Raw genomic sequence first — 15545 nt, forward strand, 5'->3', positions numbered from 1 at the left:
ATAAAATGCCAGATATTTTTGGTAATAGCAATCCTAATGTGCTACCTGGCACAAACAACAGCGACAGAATCTTTGGTTTGGGTGATGATGATCAACTGCGTGGTGGAAATGGAAATGATCGGCTGTTTGGCGATCGCAATCTACCAAACCAACCACCTCAAAATATTATCCCCGGAAATGACACCCTTTGGGGAGGTGGCGGCACTGACGAACTGTTTGGCGATGCTGGTAATGACTTCCTAGATGGTGGCAATCACGATGACTTTCTTGAGGGTGGCATAGGTAATGATACTCTGCTTGGGGGTGATGGCAATGATATTCTCGTTGGCGCTAATCCCTTGGCAATAACACCCGGTTCGAAAGAAATTGACTCCCTAACTGGTGGTTCTGGAGGAGATCGATTTGTGCTTGGTGATACTAATCAAGCTTACTATGACGATCTAGGCGAGAGTGATTTTGCTATCATCACAGATTTGAATCTCTTTGAGGATAGTATTCAACTCAACGGAAATCCTGCTGGCTATGAGTTGCAAGAAACCCTTGTCACCCTTAATTCTGGGGATGTGGTTCAGGGACTAGGAATTTACGCTATCCAGGAAAGTTCCGGTTCAAATGATTTGATTGGTTTGATAGAAAACTCCCCCATAGGTCTCGATTTGAAGGATTCTGTATTTGAATTCGTTTAGTTTCTATTGAACCAAACTTGATAGAGTGCGGTCTGAACTTCACTCAGATCGCCTCTTGAACCACAACAGAAATCGATGTTGCCAGAATTTAAATTCTAGGTTCGCTGTAAATCATATCATCAAGGACTACAAAGTCAGAATTATCAATTTTTTCTATAAGACTGTGTCTATCTCCATTAGCTTTGATCGCATTTTCTGAACCACCATGAATATTAGCTAGTAAATTAGCAGGCATTTTATGTAAAAGCCAGGGTAAAGGCATCTTCCCTCTTCTATACAACCCGATGTATTGTACTCAAGTACAAACCGTTATAATTGATTCAGGCGGTTTCGGTAAATCCCTGTCCGACATTCATCTCGCCATTGATCAGGCAGCATTCCATCGGAGCATCCTGTCGGCGGAATGCTAAAACAAGCACTACTCCCATCACTCCTCTAAACAAAATCTAATGTCTGGTAACTCACCCCCACTCATTCAAACCCTGACCCCAGAGCGTTGGGCAGGGTGGAGCATGGACTTTATCGGGGCAGGCTATATCGCTTTATTTGTCAAAAATGGTCGGTGTGTGCGGGTATGGAAGCCAGGGCGTCATGTCAGCTTCGCCCTACCCTGGCTAGAAAAATGTGAACTGCTCTTAGTAGACAGCAAACTCCGGCACTTGCCCATTACCTCTCAAGGAGACTTTCTATCCCGCGATCAGTATCTTGTCAATGTCTCTTTGAATGTAATGTATCAAGTCGTAGATGCCAAACGAGTTGCCCTAGAAATATCTGACCCCATTGCTGCCCTAACTAGTGCCGTTAAAGATAGTTTAGGAGTAGCAATTAGTCATCTAAGGATGGAACAGTTAACCAATCAGGGACGGGTAGACGTCCGACAATACATTCTCGACCATGTTGACGTTTACTATACCGTAGGCTTTTCCATCGAAGATGTGCGAGTCAGTGACATCAGCTTTCCTAACACACGGGGGATAATTCGTCAAGTCGAAGGGATGAGTGCTCGACAGGAAGCAGAACATGAAGCCGTCCTAAAAATGCAGATTGCTAATGCTGGTCGCCCAGAAATCTCCCCACCACCAATCCAGCAAGTCAATATCCTCCCTGGTGGAGAAGCTAACTCTAAACACTCCATTGTCAATCAGGAAATACCTAGGGCTACAATTCCAGACGAATCAGCCGCCACACCCAGTCTGCCCATTCGCGATCAACCAGTACTTGCCCCAACCGTACTTTTTTCCAATCCTACCCCAGCAAGCAAGGGGCGTTTAGTAAACCGTTCATCCGGTGCCATCATTGTTTTGTCTGCTAATCCTTTCACTATTGGTAGAGAACCCACGAACACCCTAGTGTTAGAAGATGCGATGTGTTCTCGCAACCATGCCCAAATTCTGCAAATTCCAGAGCCTCAGGACAAAGTGCGCTATCAAATCATTGATGTAGGTAGTTCCAATGGTACTTTTGTAGACCAACAGCGGCTTACCTCCCATCAACCCTTTTGGCTCAGTGCAGGAAATGTGATCCAGATTGGTAATCAGGAATGGACTTTCCAGTTACCTTGAGCAGTTGATCCGCATCTAATACTCTACGAGGCAGCATTACCGTAAAGGTAGTGCCAACACTGACATCACTGTTTAGACTAATTGTCCCGCCATGGATATCGACACATTTTTTGACAATAGCTAACCCCAGTCCACTACCAGAAATATTTTCTACATTCGAGCCTCGATGAAAAGCATTAAACAGATTATGTTGGTCTTTCCTCGGAATGCCAATCCCGTCATCACTCACCTCAAAAATAACTTGGTTATTTTGACAGGCAAACTTAATCAAAACCTTACCTCCATTAGGGGAATACTTGATGGCATTGTCAATCAGATGGGTAAGGATTTGCAGTAGCAGCTTAGAATCAAATAACGGTCGCCCACACTGTTGATCAATTTTTAAAATCAGGCGATGTTGCTCACCATAGTGCTGTTGCATGTCATCCACTAGATCACGCACAAATACTCCTAAATCCAAAGGAGTAGGCTGAAACTCCAGTTGTTCAAATTCTGCCTTATTCAGGAACATCACATTACCCATTAAGTCCGTTATCCGTTGAACAGCTTCTCGGATCCGTTGAAAATGTTGGCTTTGCTTAGATTTATCCCATCTATCGCAGTAGGCTTCCAGCAGTTCAGAACTGGAGAGAATGCTGGTCAAGGGCGTGCGGTACTCATGGGAAATGGCTATGATCATCCGAGATTTAAGATGATTGAATTCTTGTTCTTCGGCTAGAGCTTTGCGTAGCTGAGCTTCTAATTCTCGCAGTTGCTGGTTTGCCTGTTGTAGATCAGCAGTGCGTTCCGCTACCCGTTCCTCTAAGTACAGATTTTGGTCTTCTAGTTGTTTGGTCAGGAAATGCAGTTGTAAATGCACCTTGAGACGGGCTAACACTTCTTCAGTCTGAAACGGCTTGGTGATGTAATCTACAGCCCCCAGGGACAAACCTTTTATTTTATCAACCGTATCATTAAGAGCAGTCATAAAAATCACTGGTATTTCATTAGTTGCGGGATTAGATTTCAGTCGGCGGCAGGTTTCAAAACCATCCATTCCCGGCATCATTACATCTAACAAAATCAGATCTGGTCTTGCATATTCGCTCTGATCGATAGCCGTTTCACCATCAGTTGCTACCAAGATTTCCCATCCCGAATTTGCGATCGCTTCTGACAACACTTTCAGATTCGTGGGATTGTCATCAACGATCAAGATAGTGGCTTGCTCAACTTTATTGATAGTCATGGATTTCCCCCCTGAACGATTTGATAAATTCCCGAATTTGCTTAACCTGAAAGCTAGTTGCTAATTGCCTTAATTCATTGGCAAAAGGACTAAATTTTTTATCGATCTGTTCCAGTTCAACCACTGTTTTCTCTATGCCATGGATATTGCCTCTTTTTGCCAATTCAAATAGCTTTTCAATCACCTCAGCTGGTGGAGCTAAAATTTCATCTGTCTCCAGGGGGAAATTTTCTGTATTTATACTTTCTAGGTGATTATTGGCTTCATAAACCCAATCAATTTTTAAAAATTTTTGTAACTGATTAAAAAGATAATCCATATTAATTGGCTTAGATAAAAATGCATCAGCTCCAGCCTTTATACTATTTTCTATGTCAGTTTCAAAGGCACTAGCAGATACAACCATAATCACTACATTTGGCAGTTGCTGTGATTTTCTAATAGCACCGATCATTTCCAATCCATCCATAATTGGCATCACCATGTCTGTCAAAATTAAATCGGGCTTAATTTCTGTTGCTTGCTGATAACCTTCTTGACCATTACTTGCTTCAAAGCAACGAAATCCAATCGACTCTAGTAGGTTAATAAGTAACGAGCGATTGTTGAGATGATCATCCACTATTAAGGTGGTTGGAGGTTTACCTTTAATGCCAACAATATTGCGGCTGTCTACGACTGTTTCTTGCTCCAGGGATTCCGTAGCAATTGCTAGTTCCAAATCTAGCCAAAACTTACTTCCCTCACCTAAGGTACTCTCCACTTTTATTTCACTCCCCATTAGGGAGATAAGTTTCATACTAATTGCTAATCCCAAGCCAGTACCTTCTGACTGTTTTTTAGTATCTCCTACCTGCTCAAACGGCAAAAAAATCTTTTTTAATTGTTCTGGAGTCATTCCTACACCAGTATCTTCAATTTGAAACCTGATTGTGTGGGAACGGTCACCATTCAACGGTGAAACAATTAAACGTACTTGAAAGGTTACACTTCCAGTATCGGTAAATTTAATCGCATTACCCAGTAAATTAATTAAAACTTGCCGCAGGCGTTTTTCATCCCCATAAATTGCCACTGGAAGCTGAGGATCGGCATGGTAAATAAACGATATACTTTTTTCTTGGGCACGAATCCGACAAATTTCTACCACGCCCATCAAGAAGGAAGCAAAATGAATATCACTTTTGTGCAGCTCTAGTTTCCGAGCTTCAATTTTCGATAGGTCTAAAATATCATTGATTAAAGTAAGCAAATGAGAGCCACACTGGTGAATAATACCGATGCCATCCAGGTCTGATTTACTTATATTCGAGGAGCGTTTGAGGATTTGAGCGTATCCCAAAATTCCATTGAGGGGAGTGCGCAGTTCATGGCTCATGTTAGCCAAAAATTCGCTTTTTGCCTGGTTAGCCACATCAGCAGCTACTTTGGCTGTTTCTAATTCTTGGGTGCGCTCTTTAACTTTGACCTCCAAAGTGCGAGAATAATCTTGCAATTGCTGGTTAGCTTGTTTCAATTGCCATTGATTGTGGGTATTAGTTCCTAAAATTGCCGATAAACCTAGAGCCATTAATGGGGAAATTACAGGAATCCACCAACCTGTTATAAAGACTAAATAGCTACCACCGACAATCATGCCCCCTGTGATCAAAATACTCAGAATTAATTTGCTCAGGAGATGTTTTCTTAACCAGTTAGTCTCTGGTAATAGCCAACTTCCTACGGCTCCGATCAACGAACAGCAAAAAATCCATAGCCCCTGTGCGTTAACAGACCATACTCGCAGCAGAAGTCGTCCATCAAGTGCTGCACTCAACATCTGGCTGGCGATATTAGCATGAATAACGACACCAGCCATTTCCTGAACGGTAGAGGTCACACTGCTATCATAGGGAGTCGGAAAAATGTCGTTAAGGCTCGGTGCAGTCATACCAATCAAAACAATGCGATTGTACAACTGCTCCGGCGAAATTCTATTGTTCAGAACATCACTGATTGAAACTGTATTGAAGCGCTCCTGGGTGCCACGGTAATTCAACAATATTTGGTAGCCTCCAAGATCTGCACCTTGATAACCAGCATTTTTCTGGGTTAGATTGAAAAATCTTGCTTGACCTAATTGGTAAGACTCGCGCCTCCCATCGATTTTTTTGAGATTGATCCCTTTGGCTTGAAGATACATCAAGCTCAATCTAACCCCTAAGGTAGGTATATCCTGACCGGATTGATCTGCTGCTGATATCAAGCTTCGCCTTACTTTACCATCCCCATCTAGCACCAAATCGGCTAGAGCAACTTGATCTCGTTGTGCTAAGATCGGAGGTGGTGCAACTCTTTTATCCCTCAGCACGGACTTCACTCCAATCAAGTTTGGTGTGGACTTCATCACCTCAAGCAACTTCTGATAACCAGGTTCCACTGGAAAATCGCGATAAATATCCAGACCTATAGCTTGAGGCCGGTATGCTTTAATTTTTTTGATTAACTCAGCTAAAACAGCATCAGAAATCGGCCATCCTCCAAGTTGAGTCAGATCCGATTCATCAATGGTGATAATCACAATGCGATTATCAATGTCTTCAACCGGACGCAGGCGAAAAAATTGATCCAGGGTAGCCCACTCCAGTAGCTGGAACCATCCTGCCGTATCCAAAACAGTGACCAGTGCAGCCACAACGGGAGCTATTATCAGTACAAAGCGCCATTGCTTCAAACGCTCTTTAAAGTGAAGCCACATTCCCCTTAGTCAATCTCTAATCTAGGTCAGGTGTGTTCTCTACCAACCTTGGTGAGAAGCCTATAGGCGCTTCTATTGGTTGGCAGGATTCCAGGAATAGCATCGACCGGTAGAACTGCTTTTGTGGTGAGTCACTAAGCCGTCGATAACTTACCTACAGAATTCCCAGTAAATCCTGACTAAGTAACAGTCTTGAGAAAACAAGCAAAAAAGGGAGAAAAATTGAGCTTGCCCAATTGTGGAATGATTGAGGCTAATTGGTCATGGATAATTGCTAACTGACTCAACTATACTTGATTGAGTTTCTTAGTTCAGCTATTGACAGGATAGGACGGAATCAATTCCGTAAGTTGTTTTAAGCCCCATCTTAAACCCCTGGTTTTCAACCAGGGGTTTAAGATGCGATATTTTTTGGAGTTATCACAAATCAGCTGCTAACTAACCCCTTGATCCAGATAGGATTAAATCCTTGCTTTCCAAGGATTGCAGGATAATAGTTGATGGTCTGATGTTCAGTTATTTATAGTTTATTTATTAAGCAACGGCTGGTTAGCGATCGCAGTTAGTCCTTGTGATTGTAACAGTTCTTCCCAATGGGAGCGATAGACTGAATTTTTTGGTTCAGCTCGCCTTAAATCAGCGAGGGTAGAGACAGTATCGACCCAAATCCCTGATTCAGCCAACAATGAAGCTTTCTCCAGTGAGGCTTTTAATGTGTTCTGATTCATCAAGGTAGAATTGGCTTCAACTCGACGAACCCATCCAGTTACCTCAGGACTATCTGGTTCTAAATACTCCCCACAAATCATCACCAAAGACCACTGGTAATTCTTACCGACCTTTAGTGGTGGAGCCTGAGGTGGTAATTCAACCGCCATTACACCTGGCTGATTAGGCAGACGTATAAAGGACTGGTAATGATGGTTTCGGTTTTCATCCTCGAAACTTAAAAAAGCTTCTTTAGCTGAAGTCTGAGGAACATATACCAGCAAAGTTGGACGTTCTGCCACCGTTAAGCCCACATTAGTAGCTGGCATCAGCGGTGTGACTGATGAAGTGGTGGTTTTAGCATCAGAGAAACAAATATCTTCACCCCGGGAAGCTCCACCCCTTCCCGTCTTTGGTGCTGGATTCTTCCCATTTTGGAACATCACCGCCTGAGTTGGCAAACTGTGGATTAGAGTCATTCCTAGGAATAGTAAAGTAAAACAAAGTGGTAATCTCACGGTTAATTTGTTTGATTTCATAAAATATTTCCTATTGCTGCAGGACTTTCTTTATGATCATGCTGGGCACAGAAAGCAAAGCAGATCATTTGCCGCTTTCTAATTTTTTTTTTTGAGGGTTGCTAGAAATTTCAATATAAACGCCTAATGTTTGCGTTCATGTTTGTTTTATGTTTTATTTCTAGTATGTTTTATGCCCAATTGTCCTCTAAGAATGTGTTTGAAAAGTTCTTCGATTAGAGATAGAGCAATTACAACCAATTTCCCACTAACACAAAGGGAGCCCAGTAGACAGGATGGTTGTATTCCCCTTTCAATAGCGCTAACTGAGCACGGCGCAACGCTTCAGCTTTAGTTACACCTGCTTGAGCCAGATACTTGTAAAATTCAGCCATTAGCTGAGCAGTCGATTCATCCCTTACTGCCCATAGGGTGGCTAAGGTACTCCGTGCTCCCGAACGTACTGCTACTCCAGCTAACCCCAAGACGGCACGATTATCCCCTCTAGCAGTTTGACAAGCACTGAGTACCAATAATTCAATGGGATTAGTGTCTTCTCTTTCTCTTGAGCGCAGTAGTGAATTGAATTGCCGGACATTAATTCGATCGTTCCAGGCTAAAACAAACGTCTCATCGGCAGTACTACTAAACTGACCGTGGGTTGCCAGATGCAATACTGGGAAAGGTTTTGCATCAACAGCGTTTTGGAGGTTGCTATCAGTAAACTCCTGATTCAAAAGCACTGTTGTGGAAATTTTTGACGAAATCTGTTCTAATTCTCGCTTTACGGCTGGCAACGGCTTAAAACCTTGGCGACCCTCACTCAGCCCAGCAGTTATAGCTTGGATCTGTTTCGATTCAAGGGAGCGTGGATCTAAAAGCTGCAATCCTGGACTTAGAGCTATGCTATATTTCTCGATCAGATACTGTTGACCATCATAAAGAGCGGACATGGGTAAATTCCGCAAAGTACCATCTAGCACAAATACTAGAGTTGTGATTCCGTAGTCTTCTAACTCAGATTCTACAGGTCTAATCAGCAAATCATAAGCTTGCTGATAGAGCTTGAGACGTGCTGGCTCAGAAAAAGCTCTATTCAGGGATTGTCGCATCCGTCGGAAAAACTGCTCTAGCTCAGCTTGAGGTATATAAGTTTGGTAGTGACGGAGCGCTTGTCCTGGCACAGAAACGATCACCTCTAACCGTTCTGGCAAGATAATAGGATAAATAACCGCCGCTTTCTGATCAATCTGGTCGATCTGCCTCGGTTGACCTTTTAAACAGGCTTCCTGGAAAAAGTTCTCTAATTCGGCTAATTGCAGCGATTCAATAACTTGCATCGCCTTTTTCAGGTGGTCTTGACTAATTTCCCCTGACCCTTTTACCCGGGATACCCCTCCTGGCTCAGGGGTGGTGACAGAGGGTTGCAGTAGTAATTCGACTAGCTCTCGATAGATCGGTTCAACAGTTTCAGTGAAAGAAAATTGGACATCTGGATTGATAGCGACTAAGTCTGAGCGCAGTGACTGGAGAGTTTTGACCGCTGAATCGTAAGCTGCGATCGCTTCGTTGATATCCCCCTGCTGTTTGTGCAGCCTCCCCAGTTGCCAAGCGGCACGAGCAGCAATATCTGAGGCATGATTACCTTGGGCAATCTGTAGAGCATTCTCTGTTAACCTCAAAGCCTCGGACCACTGCTGGGTTTGTTCATACAATGAACCTAACTGAGTCATGGCATAAGCTTGAGCTGTTGGATCCCCCAATTCCATGGCTTGTTGCACTGCTCGTGCCAGAATTTTGGCGGCTTTTTGAATGGGTATAGGCACCCCAAGTGACTGTCTAGGGGAAGCAGCTGCCAACTTTGACAAGCTCTCAGCAAAGTTGACCGCAGCGTAGACTGTGGTTCGACTGGGGGGCTGCTGAGCTAGATTAGATTCAATGGCAGGCAATAGTGCGATCGCTTTCTTGTGCTCGTCTAGTTCTAGATAAAGGCTGAGTTGGTTGAGTTGGGCTTCAGTTTGAATTTGTGGGCTAGTTGCTTTTCTCACCACTTGTTGGTAATACTTCAAGGCAGTTTCCGGCTCTTTTAAGTTTCTGGAAGTATTTCCCAAGCTGAAAAGAATGTCACTGGTATCGGTGGGAGAATCTAACTTCTGGGCGATTGCCAAACTTTGCTCTAAAACTTTCCTGGATTCGTGTACATGTCCTACTACTTGCAAAGCCACTCCCAAACTCCGCAATCCTTTGACTTTAAGCAGGGAATCATCTTGAGCTTGGAGCTTTTCATTGACAGCTTCTAATAGTTTTCGCGATCGCCTGTAGAAGCCCATCGTTTGTAGGGCTTGAGCCTGGTTAATCTGGCTACCCAATATGCCAACCTCATCTCCTAGAGATTGATAGGTAGCTTCTGAGTCTTGCCAACTTTCCAGGGCAGATTCCGTTTGTCCCATAGCATTTCTGAGACTTCCCTGAATAGTCAGCGCTTGAGCCAAAATTGACCCTTCCTCCCTAAGTTCTGGACGCTGCAAAATCTTCAAACTTTGGTCAATAGCACTCTGGGCTTGCTCCCATTTTCCCAATCGTTGGTCAGCTAAGGACAGATAGCTCAAGCTCAAAGCTTGTCCCACTTCATCACCTTGTTGCTCAAAACCAACAGCTGCCTGTTGCCAGACAGCAGCCGCCTCAGCAAATCGTCCGGCTTCATAGAGAGTTTTGCCTTGCTCTAGCAACTCTGAACTATGGTCGGCGGGTTCTAGCACAAGGGTTTGGGGATTAGAAATAGCACTAACGAGTTCCTGGTTTCTACTGACCTTTGCTCTACTCCCCAGTACCCAATCATCAGGATGGGCTACAGCAGGAACTACCATAGTCACTATCAAAAAGGTTAGTAATCCTAACCAGATAGTAGAGTGAATAGATTTGGGAAGCTTAGGTAGCTTGCTCATCATCTATATCGAATAACTACCAGCACATGTTCTTGGGCTCGCATAAATTTCTGTCATCTTAGTTATTAATGAGTTATTTTTAATTGATTATTTTTAATTCGCTGAATATTAGCCATGACCGGAACATACTCTTCCCCAATATGGGAGCTAATCGGGATTAGTTCTATAGTTCCCACTTTTCTAGGCAAGAGCGTCAACCAACAAACTGCTTAAAAATTCGGTTCGATTACCCATTACCTATCACCAATTGGGTTAACGGGGGTATTAAACCCTGATTGGGTATGGCTATCGATGCTTGATCAACAACTTTTGTGATAATATACGGGTATATTGCGATTGGGGCTGTGGCTCAGCTGGATAGAGCAAGCGCCTCCTGAAAAATCGGGCACCATGGAAGAAATTCCGTGAGTGAATGTGGTCAAATTCGGTGAAACCTAAGGGGTATTTAGCTTATTCAGTACTCTAAGGCAATACCGAGCCAAGCCTGAATCTGTGTGCGAGTCATCGCCCTTGGTTAAATGCAGGAAGGTGGAGAGACTAGACGGCCACCACCTAAGGGGTATTAACCTTAAAAGGTATTAACCTAGGGTGAAGGTATAGTCCAGAGAGTGGGGAAACTCACACCAATCTGAAGCGCTAGGTCGCCGGTTCGAATCCGGCCAGTCCCGTTTTTAAGCTGTTAGCTATTAGGTAAGTTAACTACTTAAAGAACTACTGCAACACGGAAGATTAGCGGGAGCGTGGTAGCCCGGTGATTTTAATCCGGGGAGGAAACGCGACACGAGCAGCTAATCGCGGCCTTATAAAAAGGTGTATAATGATGAAGTGAGTAAGGGCAAACGCCTACGTGATGAAGCGATTCTAGTACCGGAGAAATACCGACCCTCAACGATTACATTGCGCTAATCCTCTTGTGAACGGGTAAATAATTGCAGATCGCAGAGCGTATCGAACTGGCTGAGTGGTAGTACCGTCGAAAGCATGATTTTCAAAAAAAGTAGCGGGAACTGTCGGGATTAAACTGACTGACAGAACTCAGTAGGGGCGCTTTGACTACGCCTGTAAGAGTTTGCTTGCGGACTCTTAACGAATCCCCGTGTCTAATTACCGGGGAGAGGTCAATTCTTCTAATTGGTGCTGCTCCCAAAGAAAGCAATAAATACCGGGTTGTTGTAGAAGTTCACCATGAGAACCAGTTTGGACAATTTCCCCTGCGTCCATTACCAAAATCCGGTCAGCCTTGGCCGCAGCTGAAAGTTGATGGGAGATAAAAATTACAGTTTTGCGCTGGACTCCTTCCGAGAGATTGTCCAGAATTTCGGTTGCTGTCTGATTATCCACACTGGAAAGGGCATCATCAAGAATCAGCACTGGTGCATCCATCAGCAGAGCTCTAGCTAAAGCAGTACGTTGTCGCTGCCCCCCAGACAGGGTTATTCCCCTTTCCCCAACAATTGTTTCGTACTGCTGGGGGAAATTCATAATTTCCGGGTGAATTTGGGATTGCGAAGCCGCGTATTCTACCTCTGAGTGTTCGCTGATTGGTATACCGTAGCAGATATTGTTTTTAATGCTAGTGCTGAACAAGAAGCTGTCTTGAGGAACATATGCGATCGCATTCCGCAAGTCCTGCAAGGGCAACTTAGTAGTATCATATCCATCCAAAAACAGTTGACTAGCTTGAATATCCAGCAAACGAGGCAAGGCATTAGCCAAGGTAGATTTTCCAGAACCAATGGCTCCCACAATGGCTACTGTCTCACCTGCATTAATCGTGAAGCTAACATTTTTCAGGGCAGGAGTTTGGCTGCCGGGGTAAGTGTAACTCAATTTGACAGCCTTGAGCTGACCCCTTACTGGCGTTGGCAGACTAACAGAATCTGGGGCATTTGTAATCCGAGGCTGAGCCAAAAGAATTGACTCAATACGATCAATACTCACTTCACCGCGTTGATAAGCAGTGATGGTAAACCCTAGCAGTGCTGTGGGGAAGACTAAACGTTCAGTGTAAATAATCAGCGCCACAAAGTCACCAATACTAATAGCACCGGACTCAATGGAACCAGGACCAATGCTTAACAGCACCAGTAAGCTGAGGTAGGTAAGAGCCTCAATTATTGGAAACAGAAAGTTTCGTGTTCTTGCCAAATTGAGATTTGCTACCAAAAGCTGCTGATTGAGTTGATGGAACGCACGACGCTCGTTTTCTTCCTGAGCGTATATTTTAATCATGGCGATACCACTCATATCTTCCTGAATCAGCTCACTGAGGTTAGAAAGTTTCTCCTGGACTACTTGTTGTTGGCTGCGCAGTTTCTCACTAAATAGCTTGACAGTGATCAACATCAACGGATAAACCGCCAGCGCGAAGAACGTCAACCACGGATCAATGGCAATCATAACCGGCAGAGTCAAACCGTAGGCAAACACCGTATTCGCCAGACTCAAAACTGCAAACCCTAATAGACGCCGAATATTATCCACATCACTGGTGGCTCGGTTAATCAAATCACCTATCGTGTTCTGAGAAAAATAGGCTGGTTCCAATGTCAGCAAATGCTGAAAAATGCGCTGCTTCAGGTCAAATTCCACTTTGCGCCCCACCCCAAACAATAGAATGCGCGAAGCCATCCGAATCCCCCACATCAATGAGGTGAGTATCAAAATAAGCAGCACAAAGCTCCAGACTTGGTCGAAGCTCAAGGTTTGACTCAACTGGTCAATAGTATCCCTGATCAGTAAGGGGATATAAACACCAAGTCCATTGACAATAAGGAGGGCAAAAATGCCTAGGGCTGACTGTCGCCAGTATGGGCGCAGGTAAAGCAGCAGTTTTTTTAGACGGGAATTCAGCATGTTACAATACTATACAATTCCCGTCCTGCTTACAATATTCAACCATACCCCTCCTTTAGGCTTAACCTTTCACCAAAAATCGGGGAGTAATTACCCTCAAGGTAACCGCAGATCAGGATAAATCATCGACCCTTACTGAAGGTGAGAGCCGAGGGTGGTACCGGTTTACCTTCGATGAAACCATAAACCCACACTATACCCGATTGGGTTGATGTGGGTCGTTAAAATAATGTCTATATTTCAAGAAACATCTCTTGCGGTCGGCGATTCAACTTCTGTGCCGGTAACTCGTCCTCCTCGTAGTTGGAAGTAAATATTGCTAAAGAAGGTGTTAATTACCCCGGTAGTCTGCTCAAGAGCTCCGATAGAAGGGATAAAAGCTTGGATGCCAATGGCTTGATTGGGTGGAACAAGTTGAGCCAACACAGCGTCTCTAGGGAAAGGACTAGCATTAGTAGTCAGCTGAATTAATTCCCCATTAGGGACAAATGCAGTGAGGGTTTCCTCCTGCCACCCGATTGTTTTGGCCATTTGAACCGCAGGTTGGTTTTGAGCGACTCCAGGCCCGAGAAGTTGAGCCAGCCGATTAGATAGAAAAGGGGTGCTGGCCACAAGCAAGACAAAAAATCCCGTCCAAATCAAGGTAGGTCCTGGGTTAGAGATATTGCCACCTTTAATTCGCATTGCTCCTAGGAACCAAAGCAGAAGTGCTAAGCCCAAGGGTTGAAAGGGAAGTGAGAGAATTGTCCATATCGGTGAAACCAGGGCATTGGTTGGGGTGAAAAACAGCAGGACAATGATGGCAAAAACCAAAAAACCCCCAAGCCAGGTGAAATACTGTTTAGGGATGATTTCGAGCAGCAGCTTGGCGAGCAAAAATCCAAGCACTACCCATAGCAGGACTAGAAATAGTAGTTGCATAAGTGAATACCATTGTAAGTTTTTGACCGTTAGCTGTTTGTTGTGGAAGTTTGATCCGACAACGATTACGTCCTATCCGGCTAGTCGTATTCGGCTAATTGATAAACTGTGGTAATTTGATAGGCATACATCCCTCAAATTGGGGGGACATGCTCAGTTTGAGGAATCTCTCAACAGGTAAATCACCCCAGTCTGAATTGCCTTAACACCGGCATTATACTTGCCATTGGCTGAAAAGCGTCACTTTGAAATTGGTGTGAGTGCGATCAAACTAGGAAACGTTTTCTGTCAAAGGGGTTGAAATTTGGCTAGTTCAACCAATAATCATAGAATACTCTTGGCGAATTAAGAGGGGATATTTGGATCTAACCCCATTTAATAGCAGACTAGGCAAGACTTCATACTCCATGCCTGTTTGCCTCGCGCCGATGATATTGATGGCCGATATTGATGGCCGATATTGATGAGGGAATTGAAAACCTTGCCGGTGGATAAACCAGCTCAAATGGGAAACACTTCATACAACACGACTCCTACCATACAAGAGTCTCTGACGGTGGAAAACCGCATCAGTCGTTTGGAATTAATTGTTGGACAAATCGGAGAGGCAGTACTTGCCACTACCGAAACCATAGACCGTCTGGCTGACCGGGTCGATAACTTTGTCATTCAAGTACAAAACCAAGGGCAGCAAGTTCAACAACAAGGCTACCAGCTTTTTGCTCTAAGTGATGCGGTGCAAACCTTGGCAGAAACTCAAAATGAGTCTCTAAAACAGCTTGAGCAAGTCACACAAACCTTGCAACAGCTTGCTGCAGCGATTGAAGCAGGGGAAGACTGACCTTCCTGGCTCTTGACTTACGCACCAAGCTTGTCTATTGAGACTGGGTATGGGGTGTGGGGGAACGGGTGTGGGGTAACAAGAAGGTTAAACTCCCTTTTTCCCATACTTTCATCACTTGTCAAAACCGCTCAAAACTTTTGGGGATTATTTACAGGTTTATTGACAATAAATTGCTCTGAAGCATTCCCAGGAAACTAAGAAATCTCGTTCAGTTATTTGAATCAGTTAAAATTATGGCTCAATGTTATGGCTCAATTAGGACTTGCGCAGCAACTCTACTTGTAGGGTCTCGCTGAGGATCCTACACCATAAGCGCGTTTGTTGCAGAGTTTTGCATAAGTCTTGTCAATGTCAGCCTACACCCCTGGTTGACTGACAAAAAGTTAAGCACAAATTGGTCAAATGCTTATCAGGAGGGAGATAGCAGGTATTGACAGCAAGTGAGTGGGAGCCAGCATTCTAAAGACAGATACCACTCAAATCCTAGGAATGCTGTGAAAAAAACTCCCGTCTAATCAATGCCCTTAAGACCTGGTTGGG

At 44.1% G+C, this 15545-nt stretch carries 10 protein-coding genes; 3 read left to right on the plus strand and 7 right to left on the minus strand.

What is annotated here, in order from left to right; translation table 11 throughout:
• The first annotated feature begins 5 nt into the window (after positions 1-5).
• On the plus strand, positions 6-686 hold the full coding sequence (locus tag F6J99_RS08160) for a calcium-binding protein (protein WP_293112496.1): 681 nt from the start codon (positions 6-8) through the stop codon (positions 684-686).
• Between the two features lie 88 nt (positions 687-774).
• On the opposite strand, the gene F6J99_RS08165 is transcribed toward F6J99_RS08160, so the two are convergent.
• Positions 775-948 (minus strand): hypothetical protein, encoded by a 174-nt coding sequence (locus tag F6J99_RS08165; RefSeq protein WP_293112497.1) that lies wholly within the window; start codon positions 946-948, stop codon positions 775-777.
• A 187-nt stretch (positions 949-1135) separates the two neighbouring features.
• Between F6J99_RS08165 and F6J99_RS08170 the strand changes: the two genes are divergently transcribed.
• Positions 1136-2248 (plus strand): FHA domain-containing protein, encoded by a 1113-nt coding sequence (locus tag F6J99_RS08170; protein WP_293112498.1) that lies wholly within the window; start codon positions 1136-1138, stop codon positions 2246-2248.
• Here the strand turns inward: F6J99_RS08170 and F6J99_RS08175 are convergent.
• From F6J99_RS08175 to F6J99_RS08200, 6 genes are all read right to left on the minus strand, one after another.
• Positions 2190-3476 carry a hybrid sensor histidine kinase/response regulator gene (locus F6J99_RS08175; RefSeq protein WP_293112499.1) on the minus strand — a complete coding sequence of 429 codons (1287 nt, stop codon included), beginning with the start codon at positions 3474-3476 and terminating at the stop codon, positions 2190-2192. The two genes, F6J99_RS08170 and F6J99_RS08175, sit on opposite strands and share 59 nt — an antisense overlap.
• The gene (locus F6J99_RS08180; protein WP_293112500.1) at positions 3463-6189 is read right to left on the minus strand and encodes a CHASE2 domain-containing protein; all 2727 of its coding nucleotides are present in this window, start codon (positions 6187-6189) and stop codon (positions 3463-3465) included. Before F6J99_RS08180 ends, F6J99_RS08175 begins: the two co-directional genes overlap by 14 nt.
• Positions 6190-6740: 551 nt before the next feature.
• Positions 6741-7439 (minus strand): DUF928 domain-containing protein, encoded by a 699-nt coding sequence (locus F6J99_RS08185; protein ID WP_293112501.1) that lies wholly within the window; start codon positions 7437-7439, stop codon positions 6741-6743.
• 251 nt (positions 7440-7690) lie between these two features.
• Positions 7691-10387, minus strand: a complete 2697-nt coding sequence (locus F6J99_RS08190; protein WP_293112502.1) for a CHAT domain-containing protein — start codon at positions 10385-10387, stop codon at positions 7691-7693.
• Positions 10388-11488: 1101 nt separating this feature from the next.
• Positions 11489-13240: an ABC transporter ATP-binding protein gene (locus F6J99_RS08195; protein ID WP_293112503.1), complete on the minus strand. Its 1752-nt coding sequence runs from the start codon at positions 13238-13240 to the stop codon at positions 11489-11491.
• 240 nt (positions 13241-13480) lie between these two features.
• Positions 13481-14161, minus strand: coding sequence for a hypothetical protein (locus F6J99_RS08200; RefSeq protein ID WP_293112504.1), 681 nt, complete (start codon positions 14159-14161; stop codon positions 13481-13483).
• Positions 14162-14624: 463 nt separating this feature from the next.
• On the opposite strand from F6J99_RS08200, the gene F6J99_RS08205 reads away from it, so the two are divergent.
• A complete protein-coding gene (locus F6J99_RS08205) occupies positions 14625-15002 on the plus strand; it encodes a hypothetical protein (protein ID WP_293112505.1) in 378 nt (125 codons plus the stop codon).
• Positions 15003-15545: the final 543 nt, after the last annotated feature.

Origin of the sequence: Moorena sp. SIO4G3, assembly GCF_010692305.1 — a bacterium.
Taxonomy (GTDB): domain Bacteria; phylum Cyanobacteriota; class Cyanobacteriia; order Cyanobacteriales; family Coleofasciculaceae; genus Moorena; species Moorena producens_A.